Source organism: Devosia sp. (assembly GCF_017744655.1).
GTDB lineage: Bacteria > Pseudomonadota > Alphaproteobacteria > Rhizobiales > Devosiaceae > Devosia.
The window spans coordinates 193,061-213,927 of the sequence record NZ_JAGIAW010000006.1 but is presented as its reverse complement, the minus strand read 5'-3'; the positions used below and the strand labels follow the sequence as shown (position 1 = coordinate 213,927).

19 protein-coding genes are annotated in these 20,867 nt (G+C 62.2%); 6 read left to right on the top strand and 13 right to left on the bottom strand.

Translation table 11 applies throughout. From position 1 onward, the window contains the following. Nucleotides 1-68: 68 nt before the first annotated feature. Nucleotides 69-1,238 carry a M20 aminoacylase family protein gene (locus J7557_RS13420; RefSeq protein ID WP_291420561.1) on the top strand — a complete coding sequence of 390 codons (1,170 nt, stop codon included), beginning with the start codon at nt 69-71 and terminating at the stop codon, nt 1,236-1,238. On the opposite strand, the gene J7557_RS13415 is transcribed toward J7557_RS13420, so the two are convergent. The 7 genes from J7557_RS13415 to J7557_RS13385 form a co-directional block, all read right to left on the bottom strand. Continuing rightward, nucleotides 1,239-2,132, bottom strand: a complete 894-nt coding sequence (locus J7557_RS13415) for a nucleoside hydrolase (RefSeq protein ID WP_291420560.1) — start codon at nt 2,130-2,132, stop codon at nt 1,239-1,241. It lies immediately after the preceding gene. Between the two features lie 4 nt (nt 2,133-2,136). Continuing rightward, nucleotides 2,137-3,474, bottom strand: coding sequence for an amidohydrolase (locus J7557_RS13410; protein WP_291420559.1), 1,338 nt, complete (start codon nt 3,472-3,474; stop codon nt 2,137-2,139). 157 nt (nt 3,475-3,631) lie between these two features. Further along, nucleotides 3,632-4,693, bottom strand: coding sequence for an ABC transporter ATP-binding protein (locus J7557_RS13405; protein ID WP_291420558.1), 1,062 nt, complete (start codon nt 4,691-4,693; stop codon nt 3,632-3,634). 9 nt (nt 4,694-4,702) lie between these two features. Further along, nucleotides 4,703-5,494: an ABC transporter permease gene (locus J7557_RS13400; protein WP_291420624.1), complete on the bottom strand. Its 792-nt coding sequence runs from the start codon at nt 5,492-5,494 to the stop codon at nt 4,703-4,705. Beyond that, a complete protein-coding gene (locus J7557_RS13395) occupies nt 5,491-6,315 on the bottom strand; it encodes an ABC transporter permease (RefSeq protein ID WP_291420557.1) in 825 nt (274 codons plus the stop codon). The genes J7557_RS13400 and J7557_RS13395 overlap by 4 nt, the downstream gene beginning before the upstream one ends. A gap of 153 nt (nt 6,316-6,468) precedes the next feature. Next, nucleotides 6,469-7,506 (bottom strand): PotD/PotF family extracellular solute-binding protein, encoded by a 1,038-nt coding sequence (locus J7557_RS13390; protein ID WP_291420556.1) that lies wholly within the window; start codon nt 7,504-7,506, stop codon nt 6,469-6,471. Nucleotides 7,507-7,645: 139 nt separating this feature from the next. Beyond that, entirely contained in the window at nt 7,646-8,113 is a 468-nt protein-coding gene (locus J7557_RS13385; RefSeq protein WP_291420555.1) for an Lrp/AsnC ligand binding domain-containing protein, read from the bottom strand. A 120-nt stretch (nt 8,114-8,233) separates the two neighbouring features. On the opposite strand from J7557_RS13385, the gene putA reads away from it, so the two are divergent. Continuing rightward, entirely contained in the window at nt 8,234-11,605 is a 3,372-nt protein-coding gene (gene putA, locus J7557_RS13380; RefSeq protein ID WP_291420554.1) for a bifunctional proline dehydrogenase/L-glutamate gamma-semialdehyde dehydrogenase PutA, read from the top strand. Nucleotides 11,606-11,801: 196 nt separating this feature from the next. Here the strand turns inward: putA and J7557_RS13375 are convergent, their stop codons facing one another. The 5 genes from J7557_RS13375 to J7557_RS13355 form a co-directional block, all read right to left on the bottom strand. Continuing rightward, nucleotides 11,802-12,293: a GAF domain-containing protein gene (locus J7557_RS13375; protein WP_291420553.1), complete on the bottom strand. Its 492-nt coding sequence runs from the start codon at nt 12,291-12,293 to the stop codon at nt 11,802-11,804. Between the two features lie 24 nt (nt 12,294-12,317). After that, nucleotides 12,318-13,049 (bottom strand): ABC transporter ATP-binding protein, encoded by a 732-nt coding sequence (locus J7557_RS13370; RefSeq protein WP_291420552.1) that lies wholly within the window; start codon nt 13,047-13,049, stop codon nt 12,318-12,320. Then, a complete protein-coding gene (locus tag J7557_RS13365) occupies nt 13,046-13,882 on the bottom strand; it encodes an ABC transporter ATP-binding protein (RefSeq protein WP_291420551.1) in 837 nt (278 codons plus the stop codon). The genes J7557_RS13370 and J7557_RS13365 overlap by 4 nt, the downstream gene beginning before the upstream one ends. Then, on the bottom strand, nt 13,879-14,781 hold the full coding sequence (locus J7557_RS13360) for an ABC transporter permease (RefSeq protein ID WP_291420550.1): 903 nt from the start codon (nt 14,779-14,781) through the stop codon (nt 13,879-13,881). Before J7557_RS13360 ends, J7557_RS13365 begins: the two co-directional genes overlap by 4 nt. 127 nt (nt 14,782-14,908) lie before the next feature. After that, a complete protein-coding gene (locus J7557_RS13355) occupies nt 14,909-15,910 on the bottom strand; it encodes an ABC transporter permease (protein WP_291420623.1) in 1,002 nt (333 codons plus the stop codon). Nucleotides 15,911-16,111: 201 nt separating this feature from the next. On the opposite strand from J7557_RS13355, the gene J7557_RS13350 reads away from it, so the two are divergent. From J7557_RS13350 to J7557_RS13335, 4 genes are all read left to right on the top strand, one after another. After that, nucleotides 16,112-16,786 (top strand): helix-turn-helix domain-containing protein, encoded by a 675-nt coding sequence (locus tag J7557_RS13350; protein ID WP_291420549.1) that lies wholly within the window; start codon nt 16,112-16,114, stop codon nt 16,784-16,786. Continuing rightward, nucleotides 16,783-18,372, top strand: coding sequence for an ABC transporter substrate-binding protein (locus tag J7557_RS13345; RefSeq protein WP_291420548.1), 1,590 nt, complete (start codon nt 16,783-16,785; stop codon nt 18,370-18,372). Before J7557_RS13350 ends, J7557_RS13345 begins: the two co-directional genes overlap by 4 nt. A gap of 198 nt (nt 18,373-18,570) precedes the next feature. Beyond that, complete coding sequence (locus tag J7557_RS13340) at nt 18,571-19,671, top strand: Xaa-Pro peptidase family protein (RefSeq protein ID WP_291420547.1); 1,101 nt, start codon at nt 18,571-18,573, stop codon at nt 19,669-19,671. Continuing rightward, nucleotides 19,671-20,180, top strand: a complete 510-nt coding sequence (locus J7557_RS13335) for a GNAT family N-acetyltransferase (RefSeq protein ID WP_291420546.1) — start codon at nt 19,671-19,673, stop codon at nt 20,178-20,180. Before J7557_RS13340 ends, J7557_RS13335 begins: the two co-directional genes overlap by 1 nt. 141 nt (nt 20,181-20,321) lie before the next feature. On the opposite strand, the gene J7557_RS13330 is transcribed toward J7557_RS13335, so the two are convergent. After that, nucleotides 20,322-20,798 (bottom strand): SRPBCC family protein, encoded by a 477-nt coding sequence (locus tag J7557_RS13330; protein WP_291420545.1) that lies wholly within the window; start codon nt 20,796-20,798, stop codon nt 20,322-20,324. Between the last annotated feature and the right edge of the window lie 69 nt (nt 20,799-20,867).

The window sequence follows — 20,867 nt, the reverse complement described above, 5'->3', positions numbered from 1 at the left end:
GTCCTTGATTCAATGATGCGGTGCAAGCAAAGGTTCTCCACCGATCCTATGACAAGACGAGCAGGCCAATGCAATCGCGCAGCAACGATCCCTTCGAACTCGAAGCCATGACGGCGCTGCGCCGCGACTTTCATGCCCACCCCGAACTGGGCTTCGAGGAAGTCCGCACCAGCGCCATTGTCGCGGAAAAACTCGAAGAGGCGGGCATTGAAGTGCATCGTGGGCTCGGGAAAACCGGTCTCGTGGGCACGCTCAAAATCGGTGACGGCACCCGGCGCATTGCGTTGCGCGCCGACATGGATGCACTCGCCATGCCCGAACTGGCGGATCGTCCCTATAAGTCCGGCACGCCCAACACCATGCACGCCTGCGGCCATGACGGCCACACCGTCATGCTTCTTGCCGCTGCCCGCCATCTGGCGCGGACGAAGAATTTCTCGGGCACCGTGCACTTCATCTTCCAGCCGGCGGAAGAGGGCAGAGGCGGCGCCAAGGCCATGGTGGACGAGGGGTTCTTCGAGCAATTCCCGGTGGATGCCGTCTATGGCCTCCACAACATGCCGGGTCTCGCCACCGACGAAATGGCCGTGGTGGCAGGCCCCCAACTGGCTTCGTCCGATAGCTGGACGGTTACCTTCAAGGGTGTCGGTACCCACGGCGCCAAGCCGCATCTGGGCCGCGATGCCGTGACGGCGGCGGGTCACTTCCTCGCGGCCATCCACACCATCGTCGCCCGCGTGGTCGATCCATTGCAGCCTGCGGTGGTCAGTGCCTGTGCGCTCGAAGCTGGAGACTTTAAGGCGCTCAATGTGATTCCCGATGTGGTCCGGATTGGCGGCACCGCGCGGGCCTATCGCGCCGATGTGCGCGATCAGCTTGAGCTGGAGATTGGCAATATCGCGCGGGGTGTTGCGGTGACATTCGGCATCGAGGTCGAATACGAATTCCTGCGCCGCATTCCGCCCGTGGTGAATGATGGTGACGCGACCGCCCGTGCGCTGAAGGCCGCGCAGGCAGCGACGGGCCGGCCGGTTGTCACCGATTTCCCACCCTCGACCGCGGGCGATGATTTTGCATACTTCGGCGCCGAAGCGCCGGGCGCCTATGTCTGGTTGGGAAATGGGCCGGCCGTCGATGGCGCGCTGCACCACAATTCGCGCTACGATTTCAACGACGACGCCATTCTCACCGGCGCCCGTTTCTGGGCGACGTTGGTGGAACAGGAACTGTCGGCCTGATCAGACGAAGCCGGTGCGGAACAGCGCCAGGGCGCGCTCGGTATCGACGCCGAGCGCCACGTCGACCGGCATGCCTCGGCGATCAACCAGCAGGCGCCCGGCATCGGGATCATCGCCGAGATCGATATCGAGCTTCATGTTCTCGATGCTGAAAATGCTCGCGTCCACGGCTGCCAGCATGACGCAGGGATCATGCAGCGGGCGGCTTTCGCGACCATTGTGGAGATAGACGCCGAGCAGTTCGCGTGCCAGCCGGCCATGCGGCGTATCTGGCATTGCCGCGACATAGTTGAGATCGGCGCGCACCTGACGGGTGACGTCGAGCGGAATGATCGTGACCTTGACCGGGCTGCCGATAACCACCGAGGCCGCCTCTGGGTCCGATGCGAAGTTGAACTCGGAGCTGGGACCGGAATTGCCCGGCGCGTGGACGGCTCCGCCCATGACGATGATCTCGCCGATGCGATCGACGACTTCGGGATGCTCTGTCACCACATGGGCGATGTTGGTCAGCGGGCCAAGCGCCAGAATGTCGATGCTGCCGGGCGCAGCCTCGGCCAGCGTGCGGGCAATCCAGTCCGGCGCGCCATTGAGCGGAGCGCTGGTAGCGTCGGGCAGCGTGACGCCCTTGAGTCCGTCCATGCCATGCACGATGGCGACGAGATCCTGCAATTCACGCGTCAGCGGGATATCGGTGCCCCGGATAACCGGAATGTCGCCACGCCCCATGAAGGCGAGCAGGCCACCTGCGTTTGCGGTGGTGCGATCAAGCCCGATATTGCCGGCAATCGTGGTGATGCCAAGCACGTCGAACTTGTCACTGCCCAACGCGAACAGGATGGCCAGGGCGTCGTCGAGGCCCGGGTCAGTATCGATAATGACGCGCTTCTTCATGGTCTTAGTTGTCCTTAACGCCGGCCTGGCGATCTATCCGATCCATTTCCGCCTTGAACTGGCGGGCGATCTGATTGGCATCGGCAACGGTCTTGCCGACATCCAGCGTTTGCACCTTGCGCTCGCGCATCAGCCAGCGGCCTGCAACCATGGTGTCGGTCACGTCGGACGGCATGGCGGCGAAGACGAGTGCCGAATAGGGGTCGTAGATCGGGTGGAAGCGCGGAGCGGCGAGGCTGATGCGGATCAGGTCCGCCTGTTTTCCAGCTTCCAGCGAACCGGTCTTCAAATTCAGGCTCAGCGTCCGCGCGCCTTCGATCGTCGCCATGCGGATCACGTCTACGGCCGGCAGCGGTTTTCGCGAGCCGGCGAAGAGCTTGGCGAACATCGAGACCGGCGCGAACTGGCTAAAGAGATCGAGCGTATTGCCGCTCATGGCGCCATCGCTGCCGATGCCCACGGGCAGGCCCGCATTGCGCATCTTCTCGACCGGCGCGATGCCGCGACCGGCCTTGCCGTTGGAGCGCGGATTGGTGACGACGCAGACCTGATGCTCGGACATCATGCGGATGTCGGCGTCATCGAGCTGCAGGCAATGCGCGCAAATGAGATTGGGCTTCAGGAGCCCCGCTTCAGCGGTAACGGCGACGGTAGATTTGCCGTGCGTATCCAGCGCCCACTTCACCTCCAGCGTGCTTTCGGCGAGGTGTATCTGGACCGGCACGTCGGGGTGATCGGCCGACCACTGGGCGATGCGCGCCATGGTTTCGCGACCCGTGGAGTAGGGGGCGTGCGGGGCGATTGACGGCGTCACCAGCGGGTGGCCCGCATAGCGATCGACCAGCTCTTCGACGCGAGCAAAACCCTCATCAAAACTCTTGTGATCCGGCGGATCGAAATCGGCCAGCGTCTGGCCGACGATGGCGCGGAGGCCCGCCTTGTCGCAGACGTCGCCGACTTCGGTTTCGAAATAATACATGTCGGCGACGGTGGTGACGCCGCCCTGGATCATCTCCAGTGCCGACATGGCCGAACCTACGCGCACCATCTCCGCCGACACGAATTTTCGCTCAAGCGGCAGGATGTAGCGGTAGAGCCGATCGTCGACATCTTCGCCCAGGCCGCGGAATACCGACATGCCCATGTGGCAGTGGGCATTGACCATGCCGGGCATGACTATATCGCCACCACAGTCGATGATTTCCGCACCCGGCACATCGGGCGGTGTGCCGGAGCCGAGTGCCGATATCGTCGTACCCTCTACGTGTACCCAACCGTTTTCATAAACGGTCAGGGCATCGTCCATGGTGACGACGAGGGCATTGGTGAGGATTGTGGTCATTGGCTATTTGGGAGCGTGTGGCTCCACCCCCTCCCAGCCTCCCCCATAAAGGGGGAGGTGTCATATCGAGTTGTTGGCACTATCCCACCCCAATCACAGACCTGCACCTCCCCCTTGATGGGGGAGGCTGGGAGGGGGTGAACCACGGAGATCACGGCTACTCTACAGCCAGAATGGTGCACTGATCCGGCACTGGCACCAGCTTTGCAGACGAGCCCGGCTCCAGCGGCTTGCTGAGCAGACCATTGGCCACCAGCATGCCGGCAGCGGTTTCGCTCTGGTACTGATAGGCGCGGCCGAGATAGGTGCGCAGGCCCAGCGTCGTCGGGATGCCTTCGGCGGCCATGTTGTCGGTTACGGCAAGGCCATCGGCGCGGCAGGCGAGAACAAAGTTGTCCGGGATCGCACCAAAGTGCTCAAGGCTCAGCGTCAGCTTCACGCCACCCGCAGCTTCCGCGGTGATCTGGGCGCCATCGCGGGCCACCACCTTCATCGGCACGAGGTTTTCGAAGCCGACGAAGCGGGCGACGAAGGCATTGGCCGGGCGCTGGTAGAGGTTTTCCGGCGTATCGAGCTGCATGATCTTGCCGGCATGCATGATGGCGACGCGATCGGAGATCGAGAAGGCTTCTTCCTGATCGTGGGTCACATAGACCGAGGTCGTGCCATTGGCGCGCTGGAGCTGGCGGATTTCGACGCGCATGTCGACGCGCAGTTTTGCGTCGAGGTTCGACAGGGGCTCATCGAACATCAGAAGTGGCGGCTCGATGACGAGGGCGCGGGCAAGCGCCACGCGCTGCTTCTGGCCACCGGAAAGGGCGCCGGGCAGGCGGTCGGCGAGGTGAGCAAGGCCGACGCGCTCCAGCATGGCGCCAACGCGCTTGGTCTTGGCTTCGCCCGAAACGCCGCGCTGCTTGAGGCCGAAGCCGACATTGTCGGCAACGCTCAGATGCGGGAAGAGTGCGTAATTCTGGAAGACGAGACCGATATCGCGCTGATGCGCGGGCAGCTTGGTCAGGTCCTTGCCGCCAAGGGTAATGCTGCCCGAGGTCGGCTGCAGGAAGCCGGCGACGAGGCGCAGGGTCGTGGTCTTGCCGCAGCCGGAAGCGCCGAGGAGGGAAACGAGTTCACCCTCAGCGATATCGAGCGACAGATCCTCGAGAACCTTGGTCTGGCCGTAGTGGGCGGTGATGTTGCGAATGGAAAGTGGCTTGGTCACGGCTGACCTCTATTTGGCAAGGAAGGTGAGGCCCAGGGTACGCTCGACAATGGCCATGACGGCCACCGTAAGCACCATGAGCAGCACCGAGACCGAAGCGACGGTGGGATCGAAGAACTGCTCCATGTGGGCGAGCAGCTGGATGGGAAGCGTGGAGATGCCCGGTCCCGTCAGGAAGATCGAGATCGACACGTCATTGACCGAGGTGATGAAGGCCAGGATGAAGGCCGCGATCACGCCCGAGCGGACATTGGGCAAAAGCACGGTGAAGAAGGTCTTCAGTGGCGGCGAGCCGAGGCTGATCGCCGCTTCCTCGATGGAGAAATCGAAGGAGGCGAGTGAGGCCGAAATAACCCGGATCACATAGGGCAGGATCAGGATCGTGTGGCCGATGATCAGCGACAGGAAGATCGGCGCATTGAACTGGAAGGCGAGGTTTTTGAGGAGCGAAAAGCCCAGCACCAGTTCGGGCACCAGCACCGGCAGCACGAAGAGCGTCGACAGCCAGCCCGGAAGCTGGATGCGATAGCGGCTCATCGCGTACGACGCGGGAATGCCGATCAGCAGCGCCACGAAGGTCGAGATAACGGCGACCTGGAGGCTGGTGAGGATGGTGCGGCGGAAAGCATCGATGGCGAAGATGTTTTCGAACCACCGGAGGCTAAGTCCCTGCGGCGGGAAGGTGAGATAGGTCGTGTCGCTCAGTGCCGAGCCGAGCACGATGACGAGCGGCCCGACGAGGAAGATGAAGACCAGTGCGGTAAAGCCGATCAGGGCTGGATGAATTTTTGTCGGCATCAGACGGTCATCGGGTTGAGGCGGCGCGCCGCGGCATTCATCGCCATGACGATGGCAATGGTGATCACCACCATGATGGTGGCAATGGTGGAGGCGCTCACCCAGTCAAAGGTGACCATGGCCTGCTGATACATCAGCGTGCCCATCATCATCACCTGTTCGCCGCCGAGAAGCTGGGGCGTGGCGTATGAGGTGAAGCTGCCGGTAAAGACAAGCACGGCGCCGACGATCAGGCCGGGCACGGCCAACGGCAGGATAACCTGGGTAAAGGTCGCCCACGAATTGGCGCCAAGCGAAGCGGAAGCCTGGATCAGGTCATCGGGAATGGCTTCGAGCACACCGACCAGCGTGAGCACCATCAGCGGCACGAAGAGATAGACCATGGCGACGATGACAGAGCCCTGCGTGTAGAGCATCTGGAACGGTTCGCTGATGATCCCGAGATTGATCAGGGTCGAATTGAGAATGCCGTTCTTGCCAAGGATAATCAGCCAGGCGAACGAGCGTACGACAACGCCGGTCAGCAGCGGAAAGACCGCGGCGATGATCAGGATGGATTTGAGCCAACCCGGGGCGCGCGACACCACATAGGCGGTGATAAAGCCGACGAATAGCGCGATGGCTGTGACAGCAAGCGAGACATTGATGGTCCGCAGCAGCACTGTACGGCGAAAGCCGCTGCCGAAGAAGGCCATATAGGGTGCAAATGGTCCGCCCGGCGTTCCGAACGTCGTGTAGATCGTGGCTGCAACGGGAGCAACTAGTCCCAGCAGCACCAGCAGGGTTGCCGGCGAAGCCAGCGTCCAGCCTGCAAAGCGTTTCATCGCCTATGGCCTTTTTCTTTGGTAGCCCCTCAACCACCGCGTTGTTCCCGCAGATAACGGGAATCTCATTCAGTGCAATACGGGATTCCCGGGGCTGCGGGAATGACCTCAAAGTAGAGGTGGGGAAAACTCGCGTTTCCCCACCCACACATCTTACATGCCGAAGATTTCGTTCCAGCGATCAACCCAGCCGCCCTTGGCGGCATTGAGCTTGGCCGAGTCGATGCTCTGGAGGCCGGCGATCACGTCTGCACCATAGGTCCAGAGCGCGGCCTGTTCCGGGGTCAGGGTGACGGCGGTATTGACCGGAGCGTCAACGCCCTGTTCGGCCAGCTGCTGCTGGATTTCCGGGGACAGGATGAAGTTGATGAACTCATAGGCCAGTTCCGGCTCAGCAGCGCCCTTCGGAATATTGACCGTGTTGAGCGTCGCAATCGAACCTTCCGAGAGGTCGGCCCAGACGACGGTCGGAACTGCAGCCTGGATCTGCGCCAGGGTGAAGTCCTGCGCGATGGCAGCGGTCACTTCGCCGGTCGAGAAGAGGTTAATCATCTCCGAGCCGGTGTTGTAGTTCTTCACCACGTTCGGCTTGAGGGCTTCAACGCCAGCAAAGGCGCCATCGGCGTCAGCGAAGGCGTCTACGCCCTGGTGTTCGCCGGCCTTGACCACGACCATCGGACCAGCCGTGGTGGTGATACCCGGCAGCGACAGGGAGGAGGCGAGGTCTTCACGCCACAGGTCGTTCCAGGAAGTGATCGGGGTCGTCACCTTGGCGCTGTCATAGACAATGCCGACGCGGCCGATGGAGTAAGCCGGGCCGTAACCGCCCTGCGGGTCCTTGGCGAGGTCATAAAGACCTTCAACGTTCGGCAGCTTGGAACGGTCGAGTTCCTGGAACAGGCCCAGTTCGATGCCCTGCTGGCTGAACGCATCGGTGAAGTAAGCCACATCGACGCCGGCGCCGTTGCGGATCTGCAGCTTGTTCAGGCGCTCGCCATTGTTGCCGGTTTCAAACTGGATCTCGCAGCCGCACTTTTCGCGGAAGGGCGCCAGGATGATGGACTCGAGCTTTTCGCCGTTAAAACCCCACCAGGAAATGGTGAGCGTCTTGGTCTGGGCAAAAGCAGGCGTGGCAAAAGCCGCGGTGGCTGCAAGGCCAAGCGCGAGAGTGGTTGCGACGATACGTGACATGTCTTGTTCCCCGTTCCAGCAGGCTTGGGACCGCTGGCGTTTGAGTGTGCTCCCTCGAAAATTCAGCCTATTTTTGCGCCCGAGTTAACACAAGACTAATTTCTAGGCTTTCCGTCGCAATCCGCATGAAATCGTTACCCTATTCGGCGTCATCCTTAACGGCCTCCATCGAAACGTGGGTGCTGGTATGGGCAACATGAGGCAGGGCCGAGATTTTTTCGCCTAGCACCTCGCGGTAGGCCGCGATGTCCTTGGTGCGGACTTTCAGGAGATAATCGAAGCTCGAGGCGATCATGTGCGCCTGTTCGACCTCGGGCAGGGACCGCACCGCCTTGTTGAAAGCCGCCAGCGCCGCCTTGCGCGTGTCGGAAAGTTTCACTTCCACAAAGGCGACATGGGGCAGGCCCAGGCGCTTGGGATCGATGACGGCGCGATAGCCGAGGATATAGCCTTCAGCCTCCAGCCGCTTGATGCGCGCCTGGCACGGCGTCTTGGAAAGATTGACCCTGCGGCTCAGTTCAGCGACGCTCAAACGACCATCGCGCGCCAGCTCATCCAGAATCTTCCGGTCGATCTGGTCTAAAGTTTCGAGAATGACTGTTTTCATGGTCTCTTCGCCTGCCTGTAGGGCGAAAATTACCACTGTCGTCGCGAGACGGCCATACAAATAGGCGAAACGACTTCCCGGCTTCTGGCATTTTAAGGCAACGCTTTTGAGTGCTCTTCCATGACCGACACGACCGCCTTCCGCGACACCATGCGCAACCGCATTTATGCGGATGAAAACACCCTTGTCCCGCAACTGATCGAAGCCACCGGCCTCGATACCGCCCAGCGCCAAGCCATCTCCGGCCATGCCGAGAAATTGGTCACCGCCGTCCGCACCGGCAACAAGCTCGGGCTGATGGAAAGCTTCCTCGCCGAATATGGTCTTGCGACCGACGAAGGCGTGGCGCTGATGTCTCTGGCCGAAGCGCTGCTGCGCGTGCCGGATGCCGAGACTGTCGACGCGCTGATCCACGACAAGGTCGGTGGTTCCGACTGGGCCAGCCATTTCGGCTCCTCGTCGAACACGCTCGTTAACTTCTCCTCCTGGGCGCTGAACCTCACGGCCGACGTTTTGGGCGATCCGGAAGTCGGCCCCAAGAACGCGCTGCACCGCGCCATCGCCCGTCTCGGCGAACCGGTCATCCGCACCGCAGTCGGTCAGGCCATGCGTCTCCTCGGCAGTCAGTTCGTCTTTGGCCGCACCATCGACGAAGCCGTCGCCAATGCGAGGAAGCCGGAGTCATTGGGCTATCGCTATTCCTACGACATGCTGGGCGAAGCCGCCCGCACTGCCGAAGACGCAGAGCGCTATTTCAAGGCCTATTCGGACGCCATCGCCACGCTCGCCCCACACTGCACCTCCTCAGCCGTGCGCGACAACCCGGGCATTTCCGTAAAGCTCTCGGCGCTGCACCCGCGCTACGAGTTCGCCCAGCGCGAGCGCGTTCTCACCGAACTCGTTGATGCGACTCGGAAACTCGCCATCGCGGCCCGCGAAGCCAATATGGGCTTTAATATCGACGCCGAAGAGGCAGACCGCCTCGATCTCTCGATGGAAATCATCGAAGCCGTGCTGGCAACGCCCGAACTCGCCGGCTGGGAAGGCTTTGGCGTCGTCGTGCAGGCCTATGGCAAGCGCGTGCTGCCGTTGATCGACTGGCTCGAAGCCACAGCCGAAAAGTACGATCGCAAGATCATGGTGCGTCTGGTGAAGGGCGCCTATTGGGACGCCGAAATCAAGCGCGCCCAGGTGCTTGGTCTGCCGGGGTTCCCGGTTTACACCCGCAAGGCCATTACCGACGTCAGCTATATCGCTGCCGCCCGAAAACTGTTCTCCAAGAAGCGCATCTATCCCCAGTTCGCCTCGCACAATGCCCACACGGCCGCCGCCGTGCTGCATCTGGCAGCCGAAGCTGGTCGCCTTAACGACACCTATGAGTTCCAGCGCCTCCACGGCATGGGCGAGCGCCTGCACGAAGTGCTGCGCACTAACCATGGCACCACCACGCGCATCTATGCGCCGGTCGGTCCGCACAAGGACCTGCTGGCCTATCTCGTCCGTCGTCTGCTCGAAAACGGCGCCAATGGCTCGTTCGTGTACCAGATCGCCGACGAGGACATTCCGGCTGCCAAGGTTGCCGAAGATCCGATCGCCAAGCTTCTGGCGCTCGACGGCTTTGCCAACCCGAACATTCCGCTGCCCGGTGCCGTCTTTGGCGCGCGCCGCAATTCGGCCGGTCTCGACCTGACCGATCCGGTGGCCTTCGGCGCTGTCAAATCTGCCCGCGAAACCTTCTGCAAGACCCAGTGGCTGGCGACGCCGCTGCCGGTCGCAGATGCGTCGAGCGAAACCACGCCGGTCATCAACCCGGCCGACCCCACCGACATTGTCGGTCAGGTCGTTTCGGCTTCGGCAGCAGGCGTCACCGCGGCCATCTCCGCCGCTGTCGCCAGCAAGTGGCCGCAGACCGCCGTCGGCACCCGCGCCGAACTCCTGCGCAAGACTGCCGATCTCTACGAAGCCAACCGCGCCGAACTCTTCGCGCTGCTGGCTCGCGAAGCCGGCAAGTCGTGGGCAGACGCTATCGCCGAAGTCCGCGAAGCCGTCGACTTCCTGCGCTATTACGCAGCCGAAGCCGAGACCAAGCCGCTGGCCGCCGCACGCGGTCCGTTCGTCGCCATCTCGCCCTGGAACTTCCCGCTCGCCATCTTCTCCGGCCAGATCGCCGCCGCGCTTGTCGCCGGCAATCCGGTGGTCGCAAAGCCGGCGCCGCAGACCCCCCTCATCGCCTTCCGCGCCGTGCAATTGATGCATGAAGCCGGTATCCCGACCGATGCCATCCAGCTCATGCCGGGCGGCCCCGATGTCGGCACCGCGTTGACCTCGGATGCGCGCATCGCCGGCGTCGCCTTCACCGGCTCGCTGCCGACCGCTCATCGTATCGACCGCGCCATGGCCGAACATGTCGACGCCAAGGCGCCGCTGATCGCCGAAACCGGTGGCCTCAACGCCATGATCGTGGACTCAACCGCGCTGCCTGAACAGGCCGTACGCGACATCCTCGCCTCGGCCTTCCAGTCGGCCGGCCAGCGCTGCTCGGCGCTGCGCGTTCTCTATGTGCAGGAAGATGCCGCAGAGCGGACCATTGAAATGCTTAGGGGTGCGATGGACGAACTCACCCTCGGCAACCCATGGGATCTCGCCACCGACATCGGGCCGATCATCGACGAACCCGCGCGCAAGAAAATCCAGTCCTATGTGGATGTTAACAAGGAAAAGGTGATTCACGCCATGAAGGCGCCCGCCTCTGGCACCTTCGTTGCGCCGACCGTCGTAAAGGTTGGTGACATCGGCGAAATTCCGGAAGAGATCTTCGGACCGGTGCTGCACGTCGCCACCTTCAAAGCCGACGAGCTCGATAGCGTCATCGACGCCATCAATGCCTCCGGCTATGGCCTCACCTTCGGCATGCACACCCGCATTTCGAGCCGGGTGAAGAAGGTTTCGGCCGCAGTCCATGCTGGCAATATCTACGTCAATCGCAACCAGATCGGCGCCGTCGTTGGCTCCCAGCCCTTTGGCGGCGAAGGCCTCTCCGGCACTGGCCCCAAGGCTGGCGGCCCGCACTATGTCGCGCGCTTCACCAAGGGCCACTCCGGCCTGCAGGCTGCGGCCGAAACCCTGCCGGGCCCGACGGGCGAAAGCAATGTGCTGCACGTCTCGCCGCGCGGCACCCTGCTGTGCCTCGGCCCGACCGAAGCCGATATCTCGGCCCAGAAGGTCATGGCCGGCCAGGCCGGCTGCGTGCCGCTGGTCGCGTCGCTCGACAAGGACATGCTTGGCGTCGCCACCACCTTCGATGCAGTCGCCTGGTTCGGCGATGACGCGACCCTGTCGACCATCCGCAAGACCCTCGCCGGCCGCGATGGCCCGATCCTGCCGGTGCTGACGTCAACCGAGGATGTCGCCCGCCTGCAGCATGAACGTCATGTCTGCATCGACACCACGGCGGCCGGTGGCAACGCCACGTTGATCGCCACGGCGAGCTAGCACCCTCACCCGTCTCACGCTGCGCACGATCCACCCTCTCCCCGAGGGGGAGAGGAATAAGAGGTGTCCACCGGACTATTTTTCTCCCCCTCGGGGAGAAGGTGGCGCGCAGCGCCGGATGAGGGGGTGGCAAGCACGAAACAAAAAGGCCCGCAGTCAAAGCTGCGGGCCTTTGCTCTCTACCTGAAGTTCAGCGTCAGCGCGCAGCAACCGCCGCGGCAAGCTTGGCCGGGATCGACAGCACAGCCTTGATCTCAGCAACGCGTTCCGCCGTGTAAAAATCCGTCTCGTGCAGCATGTTGACGGTACCAACCAGTTCGCCGCCGATGATAACCGGCATGTTCACCACCGACTGGCAGCCGAGCGAATTGATCAGCTCATAGTCCGGAAACACCTTGGCGATGTCTTCAATCGTGTTGGCGACGAAATAGGCGTGCTGCTTGTGCACGATGTCAAACCAAGCGTCGTAATGGATCGGCTTGGTACCGGAAGTCGGGTAGCTGGCGGCATCGCTCGTATAGGCGCGCCGGGCCAGTTCATTGGCCATGTCGACGGTCATATAGGTGAAAAGCTTCACGCCCACAGTGGCTTCGGTCAGCGTCTGTAGCGCGGTAAACGCCGCCTCAACGCCCTTGGCCTCGGCAATAGCCGCGTCAAATGCGGCGAGGGCGGCGGAATGGTCAGTCATTCGAGTAGTCCTTAGTATGGAATATCAGGCGGCCGTCGCGGCGAGCAATTCGCGCGAATAGGGCTCCTTGAGGTCGCCCTGCTTGAGCTGGGCGACATCGGCAATCTCGACGATTTTGCCGTGCCGCATCACGGCGAGGCGGTCGCAGAGGAAGCTCACGACGGGCAGGTTATGCGTCACCATCAGGAAGGTGAGGTTCTGCTCACGGCGCAGGCGCTTCAGGAGATTGAGGATTTCCGCCTGCACCGAAACGTCGAGCGCCGAAGTCGGCTCATCGAGCAGCAACACCTTGGGTTCAAGCATCAGTGCCCGCGCAATGGCGACACGCTGGCGCTGGCCGCCGGAGAGCTGATGTGGGAAGCGGAAGCGGAAACGCTGGTCGAGACCGACCTGCTTGAGCACCGCTTCGACCCGCTCGCCGCGATTGCCGATGCCATGAATGGCCAGCGGCTCGGAGAGCGCGGAGTCGATTGTCTTGCGCGGGTGTAGCGAACCGTAGGGGTCCTGGAACACCATCTGCACGGTGCGCGACACATTACGATCAACGCCATGCGTGCGCGGCTTGCCGAGCACCGAGATCTCGCCGGTCCACTCCGGAGCAAGCCCTGCAATGGCGCGGAGGATCGTCGATTTGCCCGAGCCGCTTTCGCCGACAAGGGCAAAGCTTTCGCCTTCCGGCACGTCGAGGTTCACCCCATGCACGACCTTAGTGTCGCCATAGGAAATGTCGAGGTTTTTGAGGGTAAGTGCGCTCATGTGCCCGCCCATTGTGTCCGGTCGAGCACCGGCAATTCGTCGCGTGTTTCGTCAATCACCGGCATGGCCGCCAAGAGGCCCCGCGTATAGGGGTGCTGCGCCTTGTCGAGTTGTCCCGCCGCGCATTCTTCCACCACGCGGCCGGCATTCATCACGAGGATGCGGTCGCAGTATCGGCTGACCAGCGCCAGATCGTGGCTGATCAGGATCAGGCCCATACCCTTGCGGGTCACGAGATCGTCGATAATGTCGAGCACCTGTGCCTGCACGGAAACGTCGAGGGCCGAAGTCGGCTCGTCGGCGATGAGTAGTTCCGGCTCGGGGATCAGCATCATGGCGATCATGATGCGCTGGCCCATGCCGCCCGAAACCTCGTGCGGGTAGAGTTTTGCCACGCGCTCTGGATCGTTGATGCGCACGGCAACAAGCATGTCGAGAATGCGCTGCTGCACTTCCTTGCGCCCGAGCTTCTGGTGCGTCACCAGAGCTTCGGCGATCTGCTCGCCCACGGTCATCACCGGATTGAGCGAGAATTTCGGGTCCTGCATGACCATGGAAATGCGGGCGCCACGAATGGCGCGCATCTGCTTTTCGTTCTGGTCGAGGATATCGATCCCCTCAAAACGCAGCTTGTCGGCAGTCACTTCACCCGGCTTGCGAATGAGTTTCAGGATCGAACGGCCAGTCATGGACTTGCCCGATCCACTCTCGCCCACAATGCCCAGCCGCTCGCGGCCGAGGGTGAAGGACAGGCCTTTTACGACCTCGACGCGACCGGAATGGGTCGGAAACGAAACGCGCAGATTTTCGACTTCGAGCAGGGGAGAACTCATGACTTGCCCTCGCTCTTGGGATCAAGCACGTCGCGTAGACCGTCGCCGAGGAAGCAAAAGCCGAGCGAGACGATGATGATGGCAAAGCCGGGCATGGTCGCGACCCACCACTGATCGAGAATGAAGGTACGGCCACGCGAAATCATCGCGCCCCATTCGGGCAGCGGCGGCTGCGCGCCGAGGCCGATGAAGCCGAGGCCTGCGGCCGTCAGGATCACACCGGCCATGTCGAGCGTCACGCGCACGATCATCGATGAGGTACAGAGCGGCAGGATGTGCTGCACGATCACGCGGATCGGTCCACCACCGGCCAATTGCACCGCCGAAATATATTCGGCATTGCGGATGGTCAGCGTTTCAGCGCGGGCGATACGCGCATAGGCCGGCCACGAGGTGATGGCGATGGCGATGATGGCGTTGTTGATGCCGGGCCCAAGCGCTGCGACGAAAGCCAGCGCCAGGATCAGCTTGGGCAACGACAGAAAGATGTCGGTAAAGCCCATCAGCACGCGATCGACCCAGCCACCGAAATAGCCGGAGATGGCCCCGATAAGGAGGCCCAGCGGCGCCGAGATCAGCGCGACCAGCAGAACGATGGTCAGGGTGATCTGCGAACCCCAGACGACGCGCGAGAAAATATCGCGGCCAAGCTCATCCGTGCCCATCCAGTTGGTGCCCGAGGGCGGCAAGAGACGCTGGCTGAGGTTCTGCCCGGTCGGCGAAAACGGCGCGATCCACGGCGCGAACAAAGCCGTCAGCAGCAGGGCGAGGATGATGACCCCACCCAGCACCGAAAGCGGATTGCGGAGGAGGGCGGTGAACACCCGATAGGCGCGGCCGGCATTGGCCTGCCAGCGCGAAGTGGGGGAGTCGGCGAGAAGCCAGTCACGGGTGGTCATAGTGCAAAACTCCCGCAAAAAGACTTTTCCATCCACGGCGTCATTCCCGCGAAAGCGGGAATCTCAGGGCACAGAGAGAGGAGATTCCCGCTTTCGCGGGAATGACGTGGTGATTGAAGGTCAGCCATCAGCGAGCCCTCGGATCGAGGACGCGGTAGAGCACGTCCGAAACTTTGTTGATGACGATGAAGACGGCGCCGATGACCAGGGTCGAACCGAGCACAGCATTCATGTCGGCATTGAGCAAGGCCGTCGTCAGGTAATTGCCGATGCCGGGCCAGGAAAAGACCGTCTCGATCATCACCGACCCTTCAAGAAGGCCCGCATAAGAAAGGCCGATAACGGTGATGAGCGGCACGCGGATCGGGTTGAAAGCATGGCGCCAGATAACGATCCGCTCCGGCACGCCTTTGACGCGCGCCGTGGTGACGAATTCCTGGCTCAACTGGTCGAGCATGAAACTGCGCGTCATGCGGGCGATGTAGGCGAGGCTGAAAAAGCCCAGCACTGAGGCGGGCAGCACGATGTGCCAGACCGCGTTCCAGAAAATATCGAACTCGCCCTGCACGAGGCTGTCGATCAGGATCATGCCGGTGATGGGCGTGACGAGCCCATCGTAGAAAATGTCGAGACGGCCGGGGCCGCCGACCCAGCGCAGGCGCGCATAGAATACGGCGAGACCGACAAGGCCGAGCCAGAAAGCGGGGACGGAATAGCCAAGCAGGCCAACAACGCGAATAGCTTGATCGAGCCAAGAGCCCTGCCGTGCCGCAGCGGTCACGCCCAGCGGCACGCCAATGGCGACGCCTATGAGAATACCCAGCGTCGCCATTTCGAACGTCGCCGGGAAAAAGCGGCTGAGATCGGCGGCCACGGCGCGGCCGGTGGATACGGACATGCCGAGATTGCCGGTGAAGACATTCCCGACATAGCTGATGAACTGCATGTAGAGCGGCTGATCGAGCCCCATGGCGATCTTGGCCGCATCATACTGCGCCTGCGTCGCGCGATCGCCGACCACGGCCAGCACTGGATCGATCGGGATCACGCGCCCGATGAAGAAGGTGATCGCCAATAGGCCCAGAAAAGTGAGGAAAAGCGTGACGAGGAAGGTCGCGACAGCGCTTATCTGTCGTCTCGTGCGCTTGCTCGTTAGTTTTTCTGGCGGTGGCGAGGTCAGCGCCGGCTGTTCAGTCGTCACACGAAATCCTCTTGTAAGAACAGGGTTCTAGCGCCGTCGACCAGTTTGACGACGGGTTGCAAAACCTTCACATTTCGCTTCCACCATACAAGAAACTTTGCTTATATCAAAAAAATTTTGGTGGGATGGATGGCACAGAGCGCTCTCGCAGAAGTGGAGCAGGGGCACCCGAAGGTGGGTGCGCTCATTCGTGCGCGCCGCCGCCAGCAGCATATGACGCTGATGGACCTCGGTGCCGCCGCGGAGGTTTCCGTGGGCTATCTCAGCCAGGTCGAGCGCGACCATGCCACGCCCTCGCTCGGCACGCTCGCCCAGATCGCGCGAGCCCTGGGCGTTTCCATCGACTATTTCGTCGCAGCGCCCGCGCCACACAATGCGCTGACGCGGGCAGGGGACCGCAATCGCTTCTCGCTCGATGGCTCGTCCATCATCTATGAGCGCCTCGGCGCCGACTTCCCCGGCAATCAGCTTTCCAGCTTCATCATGCTCGTGCCGCCCGGCTATCGCTCGGAAACGGTGTCCCATGAGGGCGAGGAAATCCTCTACGTGCTCGAAGGGGCCATCACCCAGCGCCTCGATGGCGAGGAGATGGTGATGAGTGCGGGCGATAGCCTGCACTTCCGCGGCAATCGTCCACATTCCTGGTCCAACCATACCGATCAGCCGGCAAAACTCCTCTGGACCGGCACGCTCGCACTCTTCCGCTCCACGGCGCGTCCGTCGCGCCAAGTGGTGGCGAAAGCAAAACCCGGCATCAACAAGCCGGTTCGAAAAAAAGTCACTTCAAAGGAGAAACGCACATGAAACTCTTCCGCGCCGCCCTTCTGGCGTCCGCGCTCAGCCTGCCGCTGGCAGCTGGCGCCGTCTATGCCGCGACCCCGGCCGATGCCCTGGTCATTGCCCAGAACATCGACGACATCGTCGCGCTCGATCCCGCTCAGGCCTATGAATTCTCGGCCGGCGAAATCAACGCCAACCTCTATGACCACCTGGTGCAGTATGCCGCCGAGGACACCACCGTTCTCGCTCCCGGCCTCGCATCGGAATGGACTGCTGACGAAGCCGCCAAGTCGCTGACCTTCACCATGCGCGAAGGCGCCACCTTCGCCTCGGGCAACCCGGTCCGCGCCGAAGACGTGCACTATTCCTTCAAGCGCGTCATCGCGCTGAACCTGACCCCGGCTTTCATCCTGACTCAGCTCGGCTGGACCCCGGAAAACATCGACGAGATGGTCACCGTTGACGGCAACACCGTCACCGTAAAGTGGACCGGCGACTTCGCTTCGGCCTTCGTGCTGAACGTGCTCGCTGCCCGCCCGGCCGCCATTGTCGACGAAGTGCTGGTTTCCCAGCACGTGACCGGCGACGACTGGGGCAATGCCTGGCTCAACACCAACTCGGCCGGTTCCGGCCCGTTCGTCTTGACCGACTACCGTCCGGCTGAACTCGTTCGCCTCACCGCCAACGAAACCTATTTCGGTGGCGCTCCGGCCATGAAGCAGGTTCTGATCCGTCACGTTGCCGAAGCCGCGACCCAGCAGCTGCTGCTGACCTCGGGCGACGTCGACATGGCCAAGAACCTGACCCCGGACCAGATCTCGAGCCTCCCGGCTGACACCGTGAAGGTCGAATCCTACCCGCAGGCTGCCGTCCACTTCCTGTCGTTCAACCAGAAGACGGAATCGCTGACCCCGCCGGCCGTCTGGGAAGCCGCTCGTTACCTCGTCGACTATGACGGCATGACCGAGACCTTCCTCAAGGGCCAGATGGAAAAGCATCAGGCCTTCTGGCCCAAGGGTTTTCCGGGCTCCTATGACGAGACGCCGTATTCCTACGACGTCGAAAAGGCCAAGCAGATCCTGGCTGACGCCGGCATCCAGACGCCGATCAATGTCACGCTCGACGTGATCAACTCTACCCCGTTCACCGACATTGCCCAGTCGCTGCAGGCTGGCTTTGCCGAAGCCGGCATCAACTTCGAAATCCTGCCCGGCACCGGCGCACAGGTGATCACCAAGTACCGTGAACGTACCCACCAGGCCATGCTGCTCTACTGGGGCCCGGACTTCATGGACCCGCACTCGAACGCCAAGGCTTTCGCCTACAATTCGAACAATGCGGACGACAACTACACCGCGACCACGACCTGGCGTAACGCTTGGGCCGTGCCCCAGGAAATGAACGACGAAGTCAACGCCGCTCTCGCCGAAGCCGACCAGGCCAAGCGCAACGAGCTCTACATCGACCTGCAGAAGAAGGTTCAGGCCGAAAGCCCGATCGTCATCATGTTCCAGGCCGAGCTGCAGATCGCCATGGCCAACAATGTCGACGGCTATGTGAACGGCTCCAACTCGGACTTCGTCTACTACCGTCTCGTGACGAAGCAGTAATCTTCCAAAATACGACCGCGGGGTAAGCGCCCCGCGGTCACCAATGGCGGCGATTGTCCCTCGGTCGCCGCTTGCGGAGCCGGGCATCCTCCTCCCGCTCGGCTCCGCTCTTTCCTCCCGGCCTTTCACCCTAGCCGTCCATGACGAGGGTTAGGGTGAGAGGCTTCAAAAAGCCCAAAAACCAGTTCGAGACCGACAATGACCTCCACGCTCACCACCCGCATGGCCAATCTCCGTCGCCGCATGGCCGAGACCGCAACCGATCTCGTCGCCATCGGCCCTTCGAGCCACATGCGCTGGCTGGCCGATCTGTCGCCCCATGGCGATGAGCGCCCCGTCATGCTGCTGGTCAGCCAGACCTATGCCGGCTTCCTGATGCCCGCGCTCAATGTCGATTCTTCGCGCCAGCACACCGATCTACCCTTCTTCCCCTGGGCCGATGCCGAGGGCCCCAGCGCCGCGCTCGAACAGCTCATCGAAGCAACGGGCATCACGCGCGAAAACCCGTCCGTCGTGCTCGACGAAACCATGCGCGCCGATTTCGCCCTGCTGCTGCTCGATGCCCTGCCGGGCGCCAAGCGCCGCTTCACCCAGGATACGGTCGGCTACCTCCGTTCGCGCAAGGATGAAGCTGAATACAAGGCCATCAAGGCCGCACATCTGCTCAATGACCGCGCCGTCACCGCTGCTTTCTCGGCGCTGAAACCGGGCATGACCGAGGTGGAAGTCGCTGAATTTATCGGCGAATTCTACAAGGCCAATGGCGCAACCACCGAATTCTGCTCGGTCTGTTTCGGCCCCAACGGTGCCTTCCCCCACCACCACACCGGTTCCACCCAGCTCAAGGCCGGCGACGCCGTGCTCATCGACACCGGCTGCCGCCTTGATGGCTACCCGTCCGATATGACCCGCATGGGCTACTTCCAGTCGGCGCCGGAAGGCTATGGTCAGATCCACTCGATCATCGACCGCGCCGTGGAAGCCGCCATTGCTGCCGCAAAGCCCGGCGTCGTAGCCAGCGAAGTCGACAGGGCCGCCCGAGACGTCATCACCGCCGCCGGCTACGGTCCCAATTTCCTGCACCGCACCGGCCACGGCCTCGGCATCGACATTCACGAGGCGCCCTACATCACCGGCACCAGCGAAACCGTGCTCGACGAAGGCATGGTCTTCTCCATCGAGCCGGGTATCTATCTGCAGGGCAAGTTCGGCCTGCGCCTCGAAGAGATCGTCATCATCCGCAATGGCAAAGCCGAAATCTTCTCGGAAATGCCGCGTACCGCCGTCGCCGCCGGCTAATGTCACCAATTCTCGAAACGGAGCGCCTGCAGCTTCGCCGCCATCATGTCTCCGATTTTGAGGCGAGTTGCAGACTCTGGGGCGATGACGAGGTCACTCGCTACATCGGCGGCCGCCCCAGCACATCAGAAGAAGTCTGGTCGCGCCTTTTGCGCTATGCCGGCCATTGGGACCTGCTCGGCTACGGCTATTTTGCCGTCGTCGAAAAGCAATCCAGCGCCATGATCGGTGAATTCGGCCTCGCCGATTTCCACCGATCCATCGACCCGCCGCTGACCGATCCTGAAGCCGGTTGGGTGCTCCATCCCGACCATCATGGCAAGGGCTTTGCCGCCGAGGCGCTCACGGCTCTGCTCGATTGGGCAGATGCGCGGAACATGAAGCGCACCTGCTGCCTAATCGATCCCGAAAACACGCCCTCGCTGCGCCTCGCGCAACGCGTGGGCTATGTGGAGGAGAAGACGGTCTCGTACCACGACAAGCCGTCGATTCTGCTGGTTCGCGGGTAGAACAACAAAGGTGCGATGCTTCAGGCCTCTCGCCCAACAACCTCTCCGCCCCACCGTGTCATCCCCGCGAAAGCGGGGATCTCCGTTTTGGAACAGGGATTCCCGCTTTCGCGGGAATGACGCCGGGGCCCTGAGTGAGCCTCAGAGCGTCTTCGCGACTTCCTCGAGCTGCGCGGCGCACAGTCCCCAGCCCTCGTGAAAGCCCATCTTCTCGTGGCCTTCCTTGTCTTCCTTGGTCCAGTGCCGGGCGACCGCCGTATAGCGCGTCTTGCCACCTTCTTCTTCGAAGGTCAGGATGCAGGTGAAGAACGGCTTTCCCGAGGGCTTCCAGTCGCCGACATAGGCGTCGGTAAAGACAAGCTTCTTGTTCGGCACGACTTCAAGATATTGGCCGGGATTGGGATATTCCGTGCCCGCCTCGTCGGCCATCACTACCACATTGCCGCCACCCGGACGCAGGTCGAGCGTGACGCGCGGCGTGCTCCACGGCTTCGGCGCAAACCACTGCTTCATCAGTTCCGGATCGGTCCAGCAGCGATAGACGGCGGCCGGCGATGCGTCGATCAGGCGGGTGAGGACGAGGTCGCGCTCTGTGTCGATAGTATTGTCTGTGCTCATCTTTTGCTCCCGGGCATTTGAGATTGATATGCCCAAACGACGAAGCGCCCAACGTGCCTTCGACATTTC